Below are 19320 nucleotides of genomic sequence, written 5' to 3'. Positions count from 1 at the left end.
GATGCTCCTTTCGTCCGTCACCGGTCCGAGGTCTCGTCCGTCTTCGCCTCGAGCGCCTCGAGACGCTCGCGCAGTTCGCGGTTCTCGTCCTGGAGGGAGTTCCGGGCCGCACGCGAACTCAGCGCGGGATCCGTCTCCCACCAGTCGATCCCCGCCTTCTTGGCGGTGTCCACCGACGCCACGAACAGGCGGAGCCGGATGGTGAGCAGTTCGATGTCGAGGAGGTCGATCTTGATGTCGCCCGCGATGACGATGCCTTTGTCCAGGACGCGTTCGAGGATGTCGGCGAGGTTCGTGTTCGCCGGTCCCGGAACCGGGTACTGGTACCCGTCACGCCCCAGGTCGAGATCGGTCACCTCGAGGCCCTCCGCGAACGTCGCTTCCGGGGGGCGGCTTCTTCTTCCTCTTCCTCCTCCGGCTCCTCTTCTTCCTCGGGCTCTACTTCGTCCTCTTCCTCTTCTTCTTCGGGCTCTTCCTCGTCCTCGTAATCGTCTTCGGGTTCCTCGTCGTCCTCTTCGTCCTCGGGCTCGGAGTCCTCGGCTTCCTCCTCGTCCTCGGGCTCCTCCCCGTCCTCGTACTCGGAGTCGTCGGACTCCTCGTTCTCGGCTTCCTCCCTCTCCATGGCGTCCTCGTGCGTCTCCACGACTTCGCCGTCGCGGATCTCACCGCGCCAGCCTTCGGGCTCCTCGTCGGTGAGCGTGACGAACCGCTGGAAGAGTTTGAAGTCGAGCCGCATGCGGCGTCCCTGCACCCGCCACAGGTTTCCCGTCTTCTCGAAGAACCCCGCGGGGTAGTACTCCACCACCAGCACGATCCTGGTGAGGCTCGGCGCCAGTTCGTGGAAGCTGACACATCCGCGCGTGGATCCCTTGGCCCCCTCGGAGGTCCACACGATGCGGTCATCGGGGACCTGCTCCTGGACCGTCGCCTTGAAGCTGCGGGAGGAGGGACCGATCTTGACCTTCCAGTCGCTCTCCGTCTCCTCGTCCCCCATCGAGACGCTCTGGACGCCCTTCGTGAAGCTGCTGAACTCGTCGTACGCCGTCCAGTGGTCGTACGCGGTACGCAGGGGCACTCCGACATCGAGGACCTCGATGATGTTCATGGACTTGCCTCCGCTGGACTTGCTCTTGCCCTTCCCACCCCCGAATGCTTCCTTGGCCTTGTCCACGACTTTGTCCTTGACGCTCCCGGCCTTCTCCGAGACGAAGGCCTTCACGGGTGATTCGCCCTGCATGACGCGGGAGGCGATCGACGGAAGCGATCCGCCGTTCTCGGCGATGTCCGTGAGCTGGCCGGTGAGTCCTGTCAGCTTGTCACCGGCCTTCTGCGCGAGCCGCTCCGACTGCGCGCCGAGGAAGCCGGTGAGCTCCCCGCGGAGACGGTCGATGCCGGACTCCTCCGCCTCTGGTTCGTCCTTGTCCGTCCTGGCCATGGCTGCCTACCTCCGCCGTTCGCCGCGCTGGGACGCGGCTCGCTTCGATGACGTCGTCTTCTTCGCCGGAGTGGACTTCCTGGCCGACGACTTCTTGGCCGGTGCCGACTTCTTGGCCGGTGCCTTCCGAGCTGCGGACTTCTTCGCCGGTGCCGACTTCTTGGCAGCCGCCTTCTTCGCCGGGGCGGACTTCTTGGCCGGTGCGGACTTCTTGGCCGCGGTCTTCTTGGCCGCGGTCTTCTTGGCCGGTGCAGACTTCTTCTCCGGGCTCTTCTTCGCCGCGGCCTTCTTCGCCGGCGCCTTCTTCGCAGGAGCCTTCTTGGCAGCCGGCTGCTTCTTCGCCGCCGCCTTCTTACCGGTCCGGCGACCGCCCGAACGCGGCTCCTCCGGCTCCTCCGGCTCCTCCGGCTCGTTCTCGTCCTCCTCCCCCTCTTCCTCTTCTTCGTCCTCGTCCTCGTCCTCGTCCTCGTCGTCCGTTTCCTCTTCTTCCTCGTCCTCCGGTTCCTCGTCCTCTTCGTACTCCTCGTCCTCGTCCTCGTACTCGGGCTCTTCGTCGTCGTACTCGCCCTCGTACTCCTCGTTCTCCTCGTCCTCTTCGTCTTCCTCCGCGGGCTGCCCGAGCCGCGCCGTCCGGTCGCTGATGGCGTCGGCCAGTGAGTTCATGCCTCGATCGGCCGCCGCCGTGAGTGCCTTGCGGCCGGAGTCGAGGACCTCGCCCTTCAGCTGGTCCTGCAATTCCGCGAACTGCGGCATCTCGCCCAGCCGTCGCATGCCTTCGGCGGCGAGCTGGCGGGGTTCCAGACCGAAGCGCCTGCCTGCCAGATAGGTCGCTACGGAGAGCGCCAGGCGGCCTTTCTTGGTCCGGCCGAGTACGTATCCGCCCACCAGAGCTGCTGCGAGCGTCACCTTCGTCTGTTCTTCCATGAGTGAGTCACCTTCAGTGGTTCGGCGCGGGGCGGACGCGTACGGCGTGCAGCCGGTCGAGCAGTTCCTCCTCCTCCCGTTCGAACTCCTCCAGGCTGACGTCGCCGTTCTCGAGCTCCTGATTCAGCGCGGCGAGCTGCGCCCGGATCACGCCCGGGTCGTGCAGCTCACGTTCGGCGGCGTCGTTCGCCTTCTCCGCCACCCAGATCACTCCGCGGACCGGTGCCAGGGGCAGCAGGAGAAGGCCGCTGAACAGTCCCATGTCAGACCCCCGCGCCCGTTCGCAGCGGACCGCGGGAGGGGACGAAGCTGTAGCAGGGCAACGGCCCCGCGACACGCAGCTCGACGTGCTCCCTGTGCGTGCCGGCGAACCGGCGCGCGGTCGCGAGGAACTCATCGCTCCCCTGCTGTTCGACGAGGAAGGAGACGTTGAGCGCGCACCCTTGCACCTCCGGCCCGGCAGCGACCGCACGGGCCAGGGGCGTGAGCTTGCGCAGGAGCTTCTGGCCCGCATCGGCCGCCCTGCGCGACAGCGCTGTGGCCACGGCCTCACCGAGTCGGACGTTCGCCTCGTAGGTGGGGCGTCTGCGGACTTCCTCGCGCAGGCGCCGTACGTTCTTCTCCTCGGTGACGACGGCCGCGAGTGCGTCCTGGGCGGGGAGCGCCTTGATGTTGATCTCCACGCTGCGGTCGAGGTGGCGGAGCGCCTCGACGTGGTCGGGCTCCGATCCAGCCAACTGGGCGCGGACCGACGCCTCGTCCGGTGCGACCGTGCCGAACCGCATGGGCAGCACGGGGCCGCCGTCCGAAAGGAGGAGCAGAAGATCCTGGTGTGCCATCAGGTCCCTCCGCCGTGCGCGCAGTCGTGGCGGTGCGTCGCTCACGACAGCGGTCACCTGTCCGGCGCCGACCAGCCGCAGTTCGGCCGGGGGACCCCCCACACCGACGGCGCCGGCCGGGAGCGAATCTGCCGCCGGAAGGATCGCGTAGACGTAGACGCCGTTCTCGGTCACGGCTCACGCCTCCACGCGTCGGCGCCGGCTCGAACCGTCGCGCGCCGGTGCCCGGCGCTTCTTCGGACGCTCCTCCTGCTCGTCGTCCTCGTCGTCGTCACCGCTGCCCACCGCCTTGCGGACGGTGTCCCCGACGGACTCCGCCGCCTTGCGCACCTTGCGCTTGCCGACCGACTTGGCGACACCTCCGCCGAGCAGTTCGGGGATGGTGGTGCTGCCCGAATCGCGCTCCAGGTCGAGCCGGTTGCACGCCTCGGCGAAGCGCAGGTAGGTGTCCACGCTCGCGACGACGATGCGCGCGTCTATCTTGAGGATCTCGATGCCGACCAGCGACACCCTGACGAAGATGTCGATGACCATGCCCCGGTCGAGGATGAGTTCCAGGACGTCGTAGAGCGTGCCCGCCCTGGGCGGGCACGGGGCTACTTCGTCGGCGTACATGGTCGTGGTCATGGAGCGTCCTTCCGGGTGGGGGCGAAACGGTCATTCGTCGGCGGAGCCACGCCGGTAGCGGCGGACCCTGCTGTACTCCATGAGCTCGCCCTGCTCGTCGAGCTGCACCTCGTACGAGGCCAGCAGGCTCGTGGTGTCCGGGATGCGGGCCACTTCCAGCACGTCGACGACGACGCACCATCCGTCGTCCTTCCGCCGTACGGCCGACACTCCCTCCGCGGGGTGGCAGATCAGCCTTTCCAGGCTTTCGCAGGCAGCACGGGCAGCGTGCTCGGGGCCGCGTCGGGACGAGGGACGGGGAGCTGCCGTTTTCGCTGTGTGCCCGGTCCGAGCACGACGATTCTCTGCCATGGGACCCAGTCTGATCAGGATCGGCTCGGCCGCATCTCGACGAGGGAGCGCGGGACGGGAGGCCGCTCACCCTTTCGGCGTTCCGGCGGGACGCCGCTCCGGGGACCTGTGCACAGTCGTAGACATGAGTGAGAGCCGCGGCCCCGATGGGCCTGACGCAGACCACGTACGGCCGCCCGGGGCCGGCGACACGACCGTCGAGGCACTCGGGGCGCTGTCGGAGGCGCTGGAGACGGTGGAGCGCGCCCGGGGGCAGCTCTACGGGTTCCATCAGCTCACGGGCGGCGCGGACCTCGCCCTCGACCGCGCGCTCGAACTGCTCCGTATGGGTGGCCACACGGAGCAGGCCGATCTGGTGGAGCGGGAGATCCTCGGCCGCAACGTGATCCCCGGCCGGTGGACCTTCCAGATCGTGGAGGCCTACGACGACACGTACTACCGGCCGTTCGTCGAGGTCGAGCGGCGGGTCCGGCAGGAGCTCCTGGGTGGGCGGCGCCACGTCTACGAGGCGGAGATGAAGGAAGCCCGCCGGACGCACGGGCACCCCCAGCACACGGCCAGGCCCTGATCATGGATCCGGCAGCGGCCCTGCGGCGGATCGCGTTCCTTCTGGAGCGGTCGCAGGCGGCCACGTACCGGGTGAAGGCCTTCCGCACGGCGGCGGACACGATCGGCGGCATGGCCGGCCGGGAGGTGGCCGATCGGGTGGCGCACGGCTCGCTGGAGACCGTGCGCGGCATCGGGCCCAAGACGGCCAAGGTGATCCGTGAGGCCGTCGGGGGTGCGACGCCCGCGTATCTCGCGTCGTTGGAGGCGGAGGCGTCGGCACCGTTGGCCTCGGGCGGTGAGACGCTCCTCGCGGCCCTCCGGGGCGACTGCCACCTGCACTCGGACTGGTCCGACGGAGGCAGCCCCATCGCCGAGATGGGCCGGACGGCGATCGAGCTGGGCCACGAGTGGGCGGTGCTCACGGACCACTCCCCGAGGCTGACCGTGGCCAACGGGCTCTCGACCGAGCGCCTGCTCGAGCAGTTGGCCCTCGTGGCGGAGCTCAACGAGCAGTGGGCGCCCTTCCGTCTGCTCACCGGGATCGAGTGCGACATCCTCGCCGACGGTTCCCTCGACCAGGACCCGGAGGTGCTGGAACGACTCGACGTGGTGGTCGTCTCGGTCCACTCGAAGCTGCGCATGGACAGGGCCGCGATGACGGAGCGGATGCTGGCGGCCGTGCGCAGCCCGCACGCGGACGTCCTGGGGCACTGCACGGGAAGGCTCCTCGGCGGGAAGACACGGCCTCAGTCCGAGTTCGATGCCGAGCGGGTCTTCGCCGCGTGCGCCGAGGCGGGCACGGCGGTGGAGATCAACTGCCGCCCGGAGCGGCTCGATCCGCCGCGCGGTCTCCTCCGCCGGGCCGTCGCGTCGGGGGCTCTGTTCTCCATCGACACGGACGCGCATGCTCCGGGTCAGCTGGACTGGCAGGCCTACGGCTGTGCCCGGGCGGAGGAGTGCGGAGTGCCCGTCGAGCGGGTCGTCACCACGTGGCCCGTGGACCGGCTCCTGCGCTGGACGACGGAGAAGGCGCGCGCGTAGGCCCGTTCCCCGGGTGCGCCTGCGAGGACGCGCCGGACCCCGCCGTCCGGCGTACAGTCGATCACGGTTGTCCACGTGACTCCGGGGCTTGCCGGGGCAGGAGGAACGCCATGTCAGCTCAGCGCACAGGCCCTTCCCTACCGCAGTCCCGCGGGGTGCTCTCCGCAGGTGTGACCCACTACTTGCGGGGCGACGGCGCCCTGCCGGATCCTGGGGCCGCGGGGACTGCGGAACCCTACGGCGAGGACCTCCAGCTCGCCCTCTACGTCTGTTACGAGCTGCACTACCGAGGATTCGCCGGAGTACGCCCCGAGCTGGAGTGGGATCCCCCGCTGCTGGCGGTGCGCGCCGCGCTGGAGGACCGCTTCCTGACGGCCCTGCGGCGGGATACCCCGGTGGCCTCGGGCCTCGACGAGGTCCTGGACGGTCTCCTGGTGGAACCCGTCCACGGATCCGGTGTCTCCTGGTTCCTCCAGGAGCGGGGCGAGTTGCGCCATCTGCGTGACTACGCGATGCAGCGTTCGCTCTACCACCTCAAGGAGGCCGACCCGCACGCCTGGGTGCTTCCCCGGCTCAGCGGCCGCGCCAAGGCGGGCATGGCGGCGATCGAGTACGACGAGTTCGGCGCGGGACGCGCGGACCGTGTGCACGCCCAGCTGTTCGCCGATCTGATGACCGATCTGGGCCTCGACACCACGTACGGCCGCTACCTGGACGACGGCCGCGCGTCCATGCTGGCCCTGGTGAACCTGATGTCGATGTTCGGCCTGCACCGCAGGCTGCGCGGAGCGCTGGTGGGCCATTTCGCCGCCGTCGAGATCACCTCCTCCCCCGCGTCCCGCCGTCTCGCCCACGCCATGAAGCGCACGGGAGCGGGTCCGGCCGCGGAGTTCTTCTACACCGAGCACGTCGAAGCCGACGCGGTCCACGAACAGGTGGTGCGCCGCGACGTGATCGGCGGTCTGCTCGACGACGAACCCGCCCTGGCGGACGACGTCGCGTTCGGCATCGGTGCCACCTCGTTCCTCGAGGACCGGCTCGGAGACCGGCTGCTGGCGGACTGGCGGTCCTGACCCGCCCGACCGCACCCACCGGACCAGCATCGAAGGGAACCCCAGATGTCAGCAGACGTGGCACAGGACACCCGTCCCACCCGGTTGATGACCCTCCCCGGGGTGTACGCGCCCCAGCACGACACCCGCCTGCTCATGGCCGCCCTGAACCGGGAGGACATCGGGCCGGGCACCGAGGTCCTGGATGTCGGCACCGGCAGCGGAGCGCTCGCCCTGCACGCGGCGCGCGTGGGGGCGCGGGTGACCGCCGTGGACATCGCACGCCGGGCCGTCATGACCGCCCGGCTCAACGCGTTGATCCACCGCCGGCGTATCAGCGTGCGGCGCAGCGACCTGTTCTCGGCGCTGCCGGGCCGGTCCTACGACCTCGTGATCTGCAACCCGCCGTACGTGCCGTCGCCCGTGGGACGGCTTCCCGGGCACGGCGCGGCTCGGGCCTGGGAGGCGGGATCCGACGGCCGGGCGATCCTCGACCGGGTCTGTGAGACGGCCCCGGCCGCACTGCGTCCCGGTGGCCGCCTCCTGCTCGTGCACTCCGGCCTCTGCGACAGCGAAATGACCCTGCGGAGGCTCGCCGACGCGGGGCTGCGGGCCCGGGTGAGTGACCGGGCCCTGGTCCCGCTGGGACCCGTTCTGCGCTCCAGACTGAGCTGGCTGCGGGAGACGGGGCTGGTGGACCGGGGAGAGACCGCGGAGGAACTGGTGGTGATCCGTGCCGAGCAAGCCTGAACAGCCCTGCCGGGTCACGCTCGGCGACGAGGGTCCGCTGCTCGTCGAAGGACCGGTGGAAGTGACCTGCGCGGACGGCAGTGTGGCCGTCTCCGACCGGTTCGTCGTGGCCATCTGCATGTGCCGGCGCAGCCGGATGTACCCGTGGTGCGACACGAGCCACCGGCGCCGTTCACGGGACTGACGCCGCTCACTCGCCGAGCCGCAGGCGTGCCGACCTCACGCCGCGGAGCCGGCGCGACATGGCCCGCAGGCGCGGGTGGCGTTCGTGGGCCTCGGCGGAGCGGCGGTCCAGCTCCTCGGCCAGTCGCTCCGTGCGCTTGTCGATGTCGAGCTCGTCGAGGATGCGGTCCACCTCGGCGAGCAGCGCGCCGTGCAGCTGCCACTGCCTGGGGTGTTCCTGCACGTCCTCCAGCAGCAGATCCGCGACGCGGTCGCGCGACGCGCGACTGCGGGCGAGCGCGTCGGACAGAGCTTCCTCGGCCTCCTCGCCGCTCTCGGCCAACGGCGTGGTGATCATGACCGCGAATCCCTCGATGGCATCGGACATGTGGCCGAACAACTCCCTGAGGCCCCTGGCCACGTCCTCGGGGAAGAGCGCCTCGTCGGTGCGTGCCTTGGCGAGGTCGGTCAGGGTGCGGGTCAGGACACGCAGCACCACGGCGCAGATCTCCAGCGTGTCGAGGCCGGTCCGCAGGACGACACGGGAGAGCAGCCCCTGCCTGACGCGAGGGTTGAGCATCAGGCTCTCCTCGGCCTGCCGCAGGGACGCGTCGACCTCCACGATGTCGTGGTCCAGACGGCGCGCCTGGTGCAGGCGGGCGGCGGCCTCCCTCACCGGGTGATTGCCGCCGATCTCCTCCCCCAGGGCCCGGAACATCGTCCCCATCCGCTTCCCCAGACCGCCGATGGAGACGCCGGCCGACTCGACCCAGACGGGCGGCGCCAGCAGGAGGTTGAAGAGCAGCCCGACACCGGCGCCGATCAGTGTTTCCAGCACACGCAGCCAGGCGCTCGCGGCGACCTGTGAGACACCGAGGACGAGCATCGCGCTGATCGCCACCTCGGGCACGAACTCGTTGACCCGGACGAGGCGCCCGATCAGCAGGGAGGTGAAGATCGTCAGCCCCAGGCTCCACCAGCTCAGCCCCACCAGGGCGCTGAACCCGCCGGAGATCAGGACCCCGACGACGACGGCGTTCACGCGGCGGATCCCGGTGGTGAGGGTGGCGTAGAGCGTCACCTGGACCACGAGGAGGGCGGTGAGGGGCGCGGTGAGCGGTGAGGGGTGTGGATCGGGCAGGGCCCACTGGGCCACCACGAAGGCGATGACGGCCGCCGCCGTGGACCGGAGCGTCTGGACCGCGGCCGGCTCGGTGGTGCGCTGGACGAGCTTGACGACGGGTTCGGGCGTGGAAACGGCAGGCATTCCTTGACGGTGCCCCGAAGTGCCGGTTCGCAGCGCTTCGGTGCCCGGTCGGACTCCGTACGGACGCACGCGTGCCGCCATCGGGCAAGCGTTCGCGGCAGCGGCCACCCGGGAGGATGGTTGACGTATGGCTATTCCACTCACGCCGCCCGGGGAGACACCTCCCGCCGAGGGCTGCATAAGCGAAGCACATGTCGAGCGCGCCGACGGAGGGATCTGGGAACATCCCGGGGTCTGGGCAGCCGTGGTGCTGCTGGGCTCGCTCGTGGTCGCCGGATTCTTCCTCGCCCGCATCTTCGGGTTCACGTGAGCGCGCGCCGGACCCTGGACGACCTGTTGGAGCGGCACGGCACCACGTATGCGGACGAGGCCGGGATCCGGCTGCGGGACACGCCCCAGCCGCTCTACCAGCTGCTCGTCCTGAGCCACCTGCTCTCCGCACGGATCCGCGCGGAGATCGCGGTGGCCTCGGCGCGGGCGCTCTTCTCGCACTGGCTGCGGACCCCCCGCCGTATGGCCGACGCCCCATGGCAGGAGCGTGTCGACGCGCTGGGCGAGGGCGGCTACCGCCGGTACGACGAGCGGACAGCCACTCAGCTCGGGGACGGTGCTCTCCTCCTGCTCGACGTGTACGGAGGCGATCTGCGCCGCCTGCGCCGGGAGGCGGACGGCGACACGGGCACGCTGCGGGCGGGGCTGCGGCGCTTCCCCGGGATAGGGCCGGCCGGCGCCGACATCTTCCTGCGCGAGGTGCAGACGGTGTGGCCGGAGACGGCTCCTCACCTCGACGCCAAGGCCCTCCAGGGCGCGGAACGGCTGGGGCTGCCCACGGAGCCGGACAGGCTTGTCCGGCTGGCGAAGGGCGAGGATCCGGCTGTGCTGGCCGCCGCGCTGGTGCGGGGCGCGCTGGACAGGGGCTGAGCCGGCTCAGCCCGTCGGCCGCCGCTTGCCCGGCTTGGTGGAGCGGCCCTCCACGAGCGCCCGCCGGATCTGTGACGCCGCCGCGCGGGCGTGGTCCGTGGTCGCCGTCCGGTCGGCCACCGACGTGACGAAGCGGTGGGTGGGACGCAGACACTGGCCGCACGGTGTGTCGGTGGTGATCAGGTAGCCGTCCTCGCACTGGGGGTTCGCGCAGTGGCTGGGCCCCACGAGTGCCTCGGCGATCTCCTGCGGTGCCCAGCGGCGCCGGCCGTCCTCGTCCTTCTCGTGCAGGGCGTGGGACCAGCGGACGTTCCACCGGCGTTCGAGCCGCTCCAGGAGCTGGTCGGGGGTGCGACGGCCGAGTTCCTGGTGGATCAGATCGTGCACGGTGCGCGGGTGGCGGTGGCCGAGCGCCTGGACCAGGGGTTGCGGAAGGGCCTGAAGGATGTATCCGACCGGGTCGCCGCCCGCTCGCTGGCGCCACTCCCTGCAGGGGCAGGGGCCCCCGGGAGGAAGCGTCCGCTGGCACCGGCCGCACGTGCCCCGGCACTCCGAGCAGAGTCCGTCGTCGAGCCCGTCCAGATGGGGTGCGGGAGCCCGTCCGCAGTCGCGACAGCAGGCGGCGCACGGGCCGCAGAGGCGTTCGTCGCCGTACTTCGTCGTCCACTGGCGCTGCTGGCAGCGGCAGCACAGGGCGTTGTTGCAGTACTCGTGGTGGGCGGCGCCCGACTGGCGTCCGGGGGGCGGGAAGGACATTGCTGCGTTCTCCAGGTGCGTGGCGAGGAGCGGTGAGGTCCAAGCCATGTCGACGAAGCGCGCGCAGGGGCCCTCGGACGACGGTATCGCCCCGGCCGGGTCCCGTGCGGCGCTGTGCCACGATCGGTCGACATTCTCCCGCACCCGGGCGGTGCGTGGTGTCAGGGCCTCAGGCCGCTGACGACGTTCGCGGTGGCGGTGATCCCTTCGTGGATGGTCGGAGCCATGCTGGTGCTCGCGAGAAGGAATCCCAGCAGGGCGCAGACGATGGCGTGCGAGAGCTTGAGTCCTCCGTTGCGCAGGAAGATCGCTGCGAGAACCAGCAGGAGCAGCACCACTGAGATCGAAACGGCCATGGCCAACCTCCTCCGCCGCGCCGGATTTGCGGCATTCGGCCGCCAGTGTGGCGCAGCGGCCGGGCCGTTCGGCGCACTGGCGTGTCCGCCGTACGGGTGTTGACGCACGGTGACGGAAGGCACGGCCCGACGCGGGTCAGCCGTTTCGGCGTGCACCCCGCTCACGGCGGCGGAGGAAGGTTTCGAGTCCTGCCAGATCGTCGCTGTTGAGGTGGTCGACGCCCGCGGCGACGAGCTCGGTCCACACGGCGTCCCGTTCCGGGCCCGCGAGGTCGGGCGTGCCCCAGAAGCGGACCCGTTGCCCCTTCGCGTGGGCAGCCGTGACGAACGTACGGAGCCTGTCCCGTTCGGCGGTGGGGAAGGGGCCGGTCCCCCGCCAGCCGAAGGTCGTGCTCCAGTTCCCGCTGATCAACGGCATGAAGGAGGCGGGCGCCGCGGTGCCTAGGTCCTCCGGCCGGCCGTCGTAGAAGGCGTACCGGGTGGTCTGCGCCTCCATCGGGGCCCTGGCGGCACGGTCCCCCGAGATGACGGGGGCGACCGCGCCGGTGCGGACCCGCCCGTGGACGGAGGCGCTGAGGATCGGACGGTAGCGGCGGAGCACGCGGTCGAGTGCGAGGTAGGTGGCGGCGCCCTCGGTCTTGATGTCGATCAGCAGCTGCAGCGGCTCGGGGTACCCGGCGTGGACGGTGCCGTGGTGGGCGCGGACCCGGGCCAGCAGGGGGTCGAGGTACAGCGAGACGAGGGTGCGCGCGGGGTCCAGGCTCCCGGCCTCGTGGGCGACGAGCAGCTCGCCGTCGACGAGGAAGATGTCCGCTTCGACGCTGGTGAAGCCGTGCGCGAGCGCGTCGTGGAGGGGGCGCGCGTGCAGGTAGTCGTTGTGCGCGTGGGCCCGCGCCAGCGGACGCGGGCCGTGGGGGCGCGCGGGCGTGGCGGCGGCGGCCTGGGCGGGGATGGACACGCCTGCTGCGGCGGTGGCGAGGGCGGTGGTGACGACTCTGCGACGGGTCAGGTGTGCCATGGGGTCTCCCTGAAGCGGTGGGGTGGGCAGAGTGAGCGGGGGGACGCGACGAGTATGGGGGCGCGGACGCACCGAAAGGCAGGTACCTGCCAAGAGTTGGATCCTTCGTCGTCCGCGCGTCGGCTGTGCCCCACCTGGTGTTCCCCTGTCCCCCGCTCCGTCGTGTCCGGCGCCGGACACGACGGAGCGGGGGTGCACGCGATCGCGTGCACCCCCGCCCACGGCCCGCCCTACGGAGCGGGGAGCTCCACCAGCCCGGCGACGGACGCGCGGTGCCGTCCCGCGGTGCCGTACGCGATCGAGTCGGCCTTGGCCCGCTTCAGATAGAGATGCGCGGGATGCTCCCAGGTCATGCCGATCCCACCGTGCAGCTGGACGCACTCCTCCGCCGCGTGCACCGCGACCCGGGAGCAGTAGGCCTGCGCCACGGCCACCGCGAGCGGGGCGTCCGGGCTGCCGGTCGCCAGCGCGTCAGCGGCGTTGCGTGCGGCGGCGCGCGCGGAGACGACCTCCAGCCAGAGCTGTGCCATCCGGTGCTTGAGCGACTGGAAGGAGCCCACCGGCCGGTTGAACTGGTGGCGTTCGCGGGTGTGGCGGACGGTCTCGGTCAGGCACCATTCGGCCAGTCCGAGCTGCTCGGACGCGAGCAGTCCGGCGCCGGCGAGCAGTCCCCTGCCGACTGCCTCGGCAGCGGGGCCCGCCTCGGCGAGCCGGGTGCCGGTGGCCCCGGCCAGGGTGACCGTCGCGAGCGGCCGGGTCAGGTCGAGCGCGACGAGCGGCTCGACGGTGACACCGTCCGCACCCGCCTCCACCGCGTACAGGCCCTCGGCGGTCGGCACCAGCAGCACGTCGGCGGCCGCCGCCTCCGCGACGCCGGTCACGGTCCGCTCCAGGGTGCCGGTCATCGCCCCGGCTCCGTCGGCGGGGGGTGTGGCGAACGGAAGGGCCAGGACCGCGGTCCTTCGGCCCGACGCCAGCTCGCCGAGGAGTTCGGCGGCCGGACCGTCCTGGGCGCCCAGCGCGAGGAGGATCTCGGTCGCGACGACCGCACTCGTCAGAAACGGCGCCGGGGCGACACTGCGGCCGAGCTCCTCCAGGACCACCGCGGCCTCGCGGTGGGTGGCGCCCTGGCCGCCCAGCTTCTCCGGCACCAGCAGCCCGGCTGCTCCGATCCCGGCGGCGAGCGATTCCCAGAGACGCAGGTCGTACGGCGTGTCGGACTCGATCCCGGCGATCACGGTCGGCGCGTCGGCCCGGTCGGCGAGGAGGGACCGCACGGCGGAGCGCAGGTCCTCCTCCGCCTCCGAGTAGAGGAGGTCGGGCGCCTGGGCGGCTTCGGTCTGTGCGGTCATCGGGCAAGATCCTTCCAGGCGACGTCCTTGTCGTTACGCGGCTCGACGGGCAGACCGAGGACGCGCTCGGCGACGATGTTGAGCAGGACCTCGCTCGTCCCGCCCTCGATGGAGTTGCCCTTGGACCGCAGGTAGCGGTAGCCGGCGTCGCGTCCGGTGAAGTCGACGAGCTCCGGGCGGCGCATGGTCCAGTCGCCGTACAGCAGGCCTTCGTCACCGAGGAGTTCGACCTCGAGCCCGCTGATCTCCTGGTTGAGGCGGGCGAACGCGAGCTTCATGCCGGAGCCTTCGGGGCCGGGCTGGCCGGCGACGAGCTGCTGGCGCAGCCGTTCGCCCGTGAGCCTCGCGACCTCGGCCTCGACCCACAGGGTGAGCAGCCTCTGATGGAGGTCGTGGGTGCGCAGGGCGGGCTGTTCCCGCCAGGTCTTCGCGACGGTGCCGATCATTCCGCCCTCGCGGGGGATGCGGGCTCCGCCGATCGAGACGCGCTCGTTCATCAGGGTGGTCTGGGCGACCTTCCAGCCGTCGCCGACGGGTCCGAGGCGCCTGCTGTCGGGGATACGCACGCCGGTGAGGAAGACCTCGTTGAACTCCGCCTCACCGGTGATCTGGCGCAGCGGCCGCACCTCGACACCGGGATCGGTCATGTCGCAGATGAAGTAGCTGATGCCGCGGTGCTTGGGGACGTCCGGGTCGGTACGGGCGATCAGGATCGCCCAGCGGGCCACGTGGGCGCTGGACGTCCAGACCTTCTGCCCGTCGACCACCCAGTCGTCGCCGTCCCTGACCGCGCGCGTACCCAGCGCGGCGAGGTCGGACCCGGCTCCGGGCTCGCTGAAGAGCTGGCACCAGACCTCCTCGCCGATCCACAGCGGCCGCAGGAAGCGCGCCTTCTGCTCCTCGGTCCCGTAGCCGAGGATCGTCGGGGCGGCCATGCCGAGGCCGATTCCGATCCGGCGGGGATCGTTGTCGGGGGCGTCGGCGGCGGCGAGTTCGGCGTCGACGACGGGCTGCAGGGAACGCGGCGCGTCCAGTCCACCGAGCCCGACGGGGTAGTGCACCCAGGCCAGACCGGCGTCGAAGCGTGCCGCGAGGAAGTCCGCGCGTCCGGTGGTCGCCGGCGGGTGGGCAGCCAGCAGCTCCTGGGTGAGACCGCGGATCTGTGCCGCGTCGATCGCGGTGCTCATCGGGTGCCTCCTGACGGCAGGACGACGATTCGGCCGGTGCTGGTCCCGTCGGCGACGCGCTGGACGGCTCGCGCCGCGTCGGCCATGGGCACGCGCTCACTGATCAGCGGCTTGATGACGCCCTGCGCGGCGAGCTTGGTGAGCTCGTCGTGGCAGGCGCGCACGGCGGCGGGGTCCTTGGTGTTGTAGAGCCCCCAGTGGAGCCCCGCGATCGAGTAGTTCTTCACCAGGGCGTGGTTGAGGCCGGGTGCGGGGATGGTGCCGCTCGCGAAGCCCACCACGACCACACGGCCTTCGAAGGCGATGCACTTGACCGACTTGGCGTAGGCGTCACCACCGACCGGGTCGTAGACCACGTCGGCGCCACGTCCGCCCGTGGCCTCCTTCACCGCCGCGACGATGTCCTCGCTCCGGCGGTCGATGACGAGGTCGCAGCCCAGTTCACGGGCGATCGCGGCCTTGTCCGGTCCGCCGACGACACCGATGACGGTGGCACCCGCGGCCTTGCCGAGCTGGACCGCCGCGCTGCCGACGCCGCCCGCGGCCGCGTGCACCAGCAGCGTCTCACCGGCCTGCAGGTGCGCGCGCCGGTGCAGGCCGAACCAGCCGGTCTGGTAGCCGATGTGCAGCGCTGCGGCCTCGGCGTCGTCCAGGGTGTCGGGGGCCGGGAGCAGGGCCGCCTCCTCCGCGACGACGTACTCGGCGAATCCGCCCTGCGGGAGTGCGGGGGTGGCGAGCACCCGGCGGCCGTCCTCCGTCTCGCCGCAGATCTCCACACCGGGGGTGAACGGCAGCGGGGGCCTCACCTGGTACTGGCCGCGGCAGAGCAGCGCGTCGGGGAAGTTGATGTTCGCGGCGCGTACCTTCAGCAGCACCTGCCCGTCCCCGGGCGTCGGCCGGTCCGTCTCCTCGAGCTCCATCACCTCGCCCGGCTCGCCGTTCCGGTGCACTCGCCATGCCTGCATGAGGGGCCTCCACAACACTGTCGGCATTACCACTGCTCCGGCGCATACTAAGCGGTCGCTTGCCGGTCTGGGAACACCTCGCGCCCGTCGGTCCGGGAGCGGTCACGACCGTTTCGGCCTGGCCCTCACATGCATGCGCTCCCCCTGCGGCCCGAACAGGCTGAGGAATTCGACCGGCTCGTCGCCCGCAGGGCCGAACCAGTGCGGCAGGCGGGTGTCGAACTCGGCGGCCTCACCGGGGGCCAGGACCAGGTCGTGGTCGGCGAGCTTGAGGCGCAGCCGGCCGTTGAGGACGTACAGCCACTCGTACCCCTCATGGGTGCGCTGCTCGGGCCCCTCCGTACAGGGGGCCTCCTGGATGACCTTGTACGCCTGGAGACCACCCGGCCGGGCGGTGAGGGGCAGGGAGGTCTTCGTCCCGTGGACGATCGGCTTCGCCTTGACGCGCGGATCACCGACCGGTGGCGCGCCGACGAGATCGTCGAGCGGCACCTCGTGCGCCCGGGCGATCGGGAGCAGCAGTTCCAGGCTGGGGCGCCGCCCGCCCGATTCGAGGCGGGAGAGGGTGGAGACGGAGATACCGGTGGCCTCGGACAGTGCGGCGAGCGTCACGCCCCGGTCCTTGCGCAGGCGGCGCAGCCGCGGGCCGACCCCGGTGAGTACGGCGTCGAGCTCCGGGTCGTCCTGGTTCTGTTCCTTCATGCCGTCCATTGCAGAATCGGCAAGGTCGTTTGTCAATCAGGCACTCCCCGGCCGGCTGCCGGAGCGACGCGGGGAGTGCCGGGACGACGGCTCAGCGGGGAAAGACCTCGAAGAGGACCGCCGGGCGTCCGCCGAAGCGCTCGGCCGCCGCGGCGTTGAGATCCGAGAGGAACGTGCGGCAGTACGCCTCGGGGTCCTCGTCCGTCAGCACCTCGATGTACGTGCGGTGGGCCAGCAGCGACTGCACGGAGCGCTCGAATCCGGGTTCCGCGTCGACGGCGTGGGTGGGCCGGTCGGTGCCCGCGACGGCGACCCACCGCACCCCGTCCCACGGCTCGAGGCCCTGCTCGCCCAGCTCCGGGAAGATCCAGCGGTTCCCCGCGTCACCGGCGGCGTCCAGGGTCGCCCTGCCGACCGCGAGGTGGTCGGGGGTGTTCCAGGCGACGCCGCCCCAGGTGTCACGGTGGTTGAGGGTGATGAGCAGCTCGGGCCTGTAGCGGCGGATGGCGGCGGCGATGTCCCGGCGCAGGGCCGTGCCGTACTCGATGACGCCGTCAGGGTGGCTGAGGAACTCCACCGTCTTGACGCCGACGACGGCGGCGCTCGCCCGCTGCTCCCGCTCGCGCAGCGGAGCGCACTCGGCGGGGGCGATCGTGTCGATACCGGCCTCGCCGCGGCTCGCCATGAGGTAGGTGATCTCGCGCCCCCCGTCCGTCCAGCCGGCCACGGCGGCGGCGCAGCCGTACTCCAGGTCGTCGGGGTGGGCGACCACCGCCAGCGCCCGGTGCCAGTCGGTGGGCATGGGTTCGAGCTGCTCAGTCATACCCGGCAGGCTATCCGGCGGAAGGTGACGGACGCCTGCATTCCGGAAGAGGTTCGGGGCAGGGGCATGGAGTTGCTCCGGCAGGAAGCGTCGTACCGTCAGCCGCACCGAGCCGGAGCTTCATACCCCTGGGGGTATTATTTGACGTCCGGGCGCCGGGGTGAGCAGGACCCCGGCCCGCCCCGCACCGGCGACCGAAAGGAAACCCCGCTCGTGATCAGCCCCGCCTCCCTCTCCCCCTCCGAGGCCGCAGCCCGCCTGGAGGAGTTCACCGTCATCGACGTGCGGGCCCCCGGCGAGTACGCGTCCGGGCACGTACCCGGCGCCCTGAACGTTCCGCTGGACCGGCTCCCCGAGGCGGTGCCCGCCCTGAAGTCGGCCTCCGCCCGCGGCTCACTGCTGGTGGTGTGCGCCTCCGGCGTACGGTCCACCCGGGCCTGCGAGATCCTCGCCGACGCCGACATCGACGCGGCCGCCCTGACCGGCGGGACCTCCGCCTGGGAGGGCGACGGGCACGGACTGGACCGCCCGTCGGGCGCCCGGGCGACCTGGCCGATGGAGCGCCAGGTGCGCCTCGCGGCCGGTTCCCTGGTCGTGGCCGGCCTGGTGGCGGGCCGGCGCATCCCGGCGGCGCGGTGGCTGTCGGCCGGCATCGGCGCCGGACTCGTCTACTCCGCGGTGAGCGACACCTGCGGCATGGCGGCCGTCCTCGCGAAGCTCCCGTACAACCGCGCGCCCCGGTCGGCGGCCGGCCTGGACGCCACACTGGACGCCATCCAGGGCTGACCGCAGCCAGGTCGCGGCAGGTCAGGGGTGCCGGGCGGGGAGGGACTTCAGCGGTCGCTCTCGCCCCGCACGAGGGCGAGCAGCCGGTCCAGTACGCGGGAACCGCCCGCGCGCACACCGTCGTGCTCGTACTCGCTGGTCACCCAGGTGCGCAGCCCGCGGATCGAGGACGCGGTCCGCAGCGAGTGGCCGGTGTCCACGTACATGTCGTCGTGGTAGACGGCGGCGGCCACCGGCACCTCGTTGGCCGCGAGCCGCTCGGCGTCGTACAGGACGGGCCAGTCGGTCCGGGCGGCGAGCAGCTCCGCCGTCGCGCGCAGAGGGCGCAGCGCGGGATCGACGTCGAAGTGCCAGGGGTGGATGCTCTCCCCGGTGAAGAGCACGGGACCGTCGCCCGCCAGCGCGGCGACCGCGTCGAACTGCGGGAACTCGGCGCGGACGCGCTCGGCCGACCAGTCGGTGGGCCGGGCGCCCTGGCCGTAGATCGGCTCGTGCATCAGGGCGTACAGCGGATGGCCCGCGAACGAGGTGGCGGTGCGCATGGCCTCCTGGAAGGCGTCGGAGAGCTCGGCACCGTGCGGCCCCGTCACGAACGCGTTCTCCAGCAGGTAGTGCAGTTGGTGGCTGCCGTTCCCGGTGCCCAGCATGATGCCGAGGGACTGGAAGCCCTCGGGCGTCAGCGTGTGGCCCGCGCTGTCCGGACGGTGCTCGGCGAGGTACGCCGTGATGGCGCGGGCCCGGGCGACGTCCTGCGGGTAGCGGGCGTAGTGTGCCGCGACCTTCCGCTCGATCCGCGGATAGCCGGCCCGGTAGACGTCGTCGGCGTGTGCGTCCAGGGAGGGCAGGCCTCCGGTGATCAGGACGGCTTCGAGCCCCTCCGGGGCCGCGGACAGGTAGCGGACGGCGCAGAACCCACCGAAGGACTGCCCCAGGACCGTCCACGGTGCGCCGCCGGTCAGGCGGGGGCGGATCAGTTCGCAGTCCCGGACGATGCTGTCGGAGCGGAAGTGGGCCAGGTAGTCGGCCTGCTCACGCGGGCCGCCGCGGAGCGGCAGGGTCTGCCGGTTGGCCGGGGTGGACAGACCCGTGCCGCGCTGGTCCAGGAGCAGCACACGGAACTCCCGCACCGCGCGGCCCAGCCAGGCCTCGGTGCCGACGAAGCGGCGGGCGCCGAAGCCGGGGCCGCCCTCCAGATAGACCAGCCACGGGAGCCGCTCGGACTCCCTCCCGCTCGCCACGGCTTCGCGGCCGAAGATCTCGATCGTCTCGCCGCCCGGCTCGTCGTGGTCGAGGGGGACCGTGAACCGTCGGTCGGTGAGGACGATGCCGGGCTGGCGGTAGCTGTTCAAGAGAACTCCTGTATCCGGTGCTTCCCGGACAGTTCAGCACACCGGCGCGCCCCGTTCGGCCCCGGCCCGCGTGCGTCCCGGACCGCGGCTCGCACCGCGCACCCGTGG

25 protein-coding genes are annotated in these 19320 nt (G+C 71.5%); 8 read left to right on the top strand and 17 right to left on the bottom strand.

Features of this window, described 5'->3' with window-relative positions:
- Nucleotides 1–17 precede the first annotated feature (17 nt).
- Genes OG488_RS37130 through OG488_RS37100 form a run of 7 tightly spaced genes read right to left on the bottom strand, consistent with a single transcriptional unit; the run spans nt 18 to nt 4176 of the window.
- Nucleotides 18–356 (bottom strand): gas vesicle protein, encoded by a 339-nt coding sequence (locus OG488_RS37130; RefSeq protein ID WP_329237648.1) that lies wholly within the window; start codon nt 354–356, stop codon nt 18–20.
- Entirely contained in the window at nt 353–1435 is a 1083-nt protein-coding gene (locus OG488_RS37125; RefSeq protein ID WP_329237644.1) for an SRPBCC family protein, read from the bottom strand. Before OG488_RS37125 ends, OG488_RS37130 begins: the two co-directional genes overlap by 4 nt.
- A gap of 6 nt (nt 1436–1441) precedes the next feature.
- A complete protein-coding gene (locus OG488_RS37120; RefSeq protein WP_329237642.1) occupies nt 1442–2359 on the bottom strand; it encodes a histone protein in 918 nt (305 codons plus the stop codon).
- A gap of 13 nt (nt 2360–2372) precedes the next feature.
- Nucleotides 2373–2621, bottom strand: coding sequence for a gas vesicle protein GvpG (locus OG488_RS37115; RefSeq protein ID WP_329237639.1), 249 nt, complete (start codon nt 2619–2621; stop codon nt 2373–2375).
- A 1-nt stretch (nt 2622) separates the two neighbouring features.
- The gene (locus OG488_RS37110) at nt 2623–3372 is read right to left on the bottom strand and encodes a GvpL/GvpF family gas vesicle protein (RefSeq protein ID WP_329237636.1); all 750 of its coding nucleotides are present in this window, start codon (nt 3370–3372) and stop codon (nt 2623–2625) included.
- Between the two features lie 3 nt (nt 3373–3375).
- Nucleotides 3376–3825: a gas vesicle structural protein GvpA gene (locus OG488_RS37105; protein WP_329237633.1), complete on the bottom strand. Its 450-nt coding sequence runs from the start codon at nt 3823–3825 to the stop codon at nt 3376–3378.
- Between the two features lie 30 nt (nt 3826–3855).
- Nucleotides 3856–4176, bottom strand: a complete 321-nt coding sequence (locus OG488_RS37100; RefSeq protein ID WP_329237629.1) for a gas vesicle protein GvpO — start codon at nt 4174–4176, stop codon at nt 3856–3858.
- Nucleotides 4177–4300: 124 nt separating this feature from the next.
- On the opposite strand from OG488_RS37100, the gene OG488_RS37095 reads away from it, so the two are divergent.
- From OG488_RS37095 to OG488_RS37075, 5 genes are all read left to right on the top strand, one after another.
- Nucleotides 4301–4744 carry a hypothetical protein gene (locus tag OG488_RS37095; RefSeq protein ID WP_329237627.1) on the top strand — a complete coding sequence of 148 codons (444 nt, stop codon included), beginning with the start codon at nt 4301–4303 and terminating at the stop codon, nt 4742–4744.
- Nucleotides 4745–4746: 2 nt separating this feature from the next.
- Nucleotides 4747–5766, top strand: coding sequence for a PHP domain-containing protein (locus OG488_RS37090; protein WP_329237625.1), 1020 nt, complete (start codon nt 4747–4749; stop codon nt 5764–5766).
- 110 nt (nt 5767–5876) lie between these two features.
- Nucleotides 5877–6839, top strand: a complete 963-nt coding sequence (locus OG488_RS37085) for an iron-containing redox enzyme family protein (RefSeq protein WP_329237622.1) — start codon at nt 5877–5879, stop codon at nt 6837–6839.
- A 45-nt stretch (nt 6840–6884) separates the two neighbouring features.
- Nucleotides 6885–7568, top strand: coding sequence for a HemK2/MTQ2 family protein methyltransferase (locus OG488_RS37080; RefSeq protein ID WP_329237620.1), 684 nt, complete (start codon nt 6885–6887; stop codon nt 7566–7568).
- Nucleotides 7552–7752 carry a CDGSH iron-sulfur domain-containing protein gene (locus tag OG488_RS37075; RefSeq protein ID WP_329237619.1) on the top strand — a complete coding sequence of 67 codons (201 nt, stop codon included), beginning with the start codon at nt 7552–7554 and terminating at the stop codon, nt 7750–7752. Before OG488_RS37080 ends, OG488_RS37075 begins: the two co-directional genes overlap by 17 nt.
- A 6-nt stretch (nt 7753–7758) precedes the next feature.
- Here the strand turns inward: OG488_RS37075 and OG488_RS37070 are convergent, their stop codons facing one another.
- A complete protein-coding gene (locus OG488_RS37070) occupies nt 7759–8997 on the bottom strand; it encodes an FUSC family protein (protein WP_329237616.1) in 1239 nt (412 codons plus the stop codon).
- Between the two features lie 127 nt (nt 8998–9124).
- Between OG488_RS37070 and OG488_RS37065 the strand changes: the two genes are divergently transcribed.
- Both OG488_RS37065 and OG488_RS37060 read left to right on the top strand, forming a co-directional pair.
- Nucleotides 9125–9307, top strand: coding sequence for a DUF6480 family protein (locus OG488_RS37065; RefSeq protein WP_329237613.1), 183 nt, complete (start codon nt 9125–9127; stop codon nt 9305–9307).
- Nucleotides 9304–9918: an endonuclease gene (locus OG488_RS37060; RefSeq protein ID WP_329237609.1), complete on the top strand. Its 615-nt coding sequence runs from the start codon at nt 9304–9306 to the stop codon at nt 9916–9918. Before OG488_RS37065 ends, OG488_RS37060 begins: the two co-directional genes overlap by 4 nt.
- A gap of 6 nt (nt 9919–9924) precedes the next feature.
- Here OG488_RS37060 and OG488_RS37055 read toward each other — a convergent pair whose 3' ends face one another.
- From OG488_RS37055 to OG488_RS37020, 8 genes are all read right to left on the bottom strand, one after another.
- On the bottom strand, nt 9925–10674 hold the full coding sequence (locus tag OG488_RS37055; RefSeq protein WP_329237606.1) for a hypothetical protein: 750 nt from the start codon (nt 10672–10674) through the stop codon (nt 9925–9927).
- 161 nt (nt 10675–10835) lie between these two features.
- Nucleotides 10836–11030 carry a hypothetical protein gene (locus OG488_RS37050; RefSeq protein ID WP_329237603.1) on the bottom strand — a complete coding sequence of 65 codons (195 nt, stop codon included), beginning with the start codon at nt 11028–11030 and terminating at the stop codon, nt 10836–10838.
- Between the two features lie 136 nt (nt 11031–11166).
- Nucleotides 11167–12048 carry a phosphatidylinositol-specific phospholipase C/glycerophosphodiester phosphodiesterase family protein gene (locus OG488_RS37045; RefSeq protein ID WP_329237600.1) on the bottom strand — a complete coding sequence of 294 codons (882 nt, stop codon included), beginning with the start codon at nt 12046–12048 and terminating at the stop codon, nt 11167–11169.
- A gap of 230 nt (nt 12049–12278) precedes the next feature.
- Nucleotides 12279–13400 (bottom strand): acyl-CoA dehydrogenase family protein, encoded by a 1122-nt coding sequence (locus OG488_RS37040; protein WP_329237597.1) that lies wholly within the window; start codon nt 13398–13400, stop codon nt 12279–12281.
- Nucleotides 13397–14587 (bottom strand): acyl-CoA dehydrogenase family protein, encoded by a 1191-nt coding sequence (locus tag OG488_RS37035; protein ID WP_329237594.1) that lies wholly within the window; start codon nt 14585–14587, stop codon nt 13397–13399. Before OG488_RS37035 ends, OG488_RS37040 begins: the two co-directional genes overlap by 4 nt.
- The gene (locus tag OG488_RS37030; protein WP_329237591.1) at nt 14584–15552 is read right to left on the bottom strand and encodes an NADPH:quinone oxidoreductase family protein; all 969 of its coding nucleotides are present in this window, start codon (nt 15550–15552) and stop codon (nt 14584–14586) included. The genes OG488_RS37035 and OG488_RS37030 overlap by 4 nt, the downstream gene beginning before the upstream one ends.
- A 102-nt stretch (nt 15553–15654) precedes the next feature.
- Nucleotides 15655–16254: a helix-turn-helix domain-containing protein gene (locus tag OG488_RS37025; RefSeq protein WP_329237588.1), complete on the bottom strand. Its 600-nt coding sequence runs from the start codon at nt 16252–16254 to the stop codon at nt 15655–15657.
- 91 nt (nt 16255–16345) lie between these two features.
- Complete coding sequence (locus OG488_RS37020; RefSeq protein WP_329237585.1) at nt 16346–17077, bottom strand: PIG-L deacetylase family protein; 732 nt, start codon at nt 17075–17077, stop codon at nt 16346–16348.
- Between the two features lie 213 nt (nt 17078–17290).
- Here OG488_RS37020 and OG488_RS37015 point away from each other — a divergent pair, with 213 nt between their 5' ends.
- A complete protein-coding gene (locus OG488_RS37015) occupies nt 17291–17863 on the top strand; it encodes a rhodanese-like domain-containing protein (RefSeq protein WP_329237582.1) in 573 nt (190 codons plus the stop codon).
- A gap of 47 nt (nt 17864–17910) precedes the next feature.
- On the opposite strand, the gene OG488_RS37010 is transcribed toward OG488_RS37015, so the two are convergent.
- On the bottom strand, nt 17911–19212 hold the full coding sequence (locus OG488_RS37010) for an alpha/beta fold hydrolase (RefSeq protein ID WP_329237579.1): 1302 nt from the start codon (nt 19210–19212) through the stop codon (nt 17911–17913).
- Nucleotides 19213–19320: the final 108 nt, after the last annotated feature.

It is taken from the genome of Streptomyces sp. NBC_01460, from assembly GCF_036227405.1.
Lineage (GTDB): Bacteria > Actinomycetota > Actinomycetes > Streptomycetales > Streptomycetaceae > Streptomyces.
This window is presented reverse-complemented; position numbering and strand designations above follow the sequence as displayed.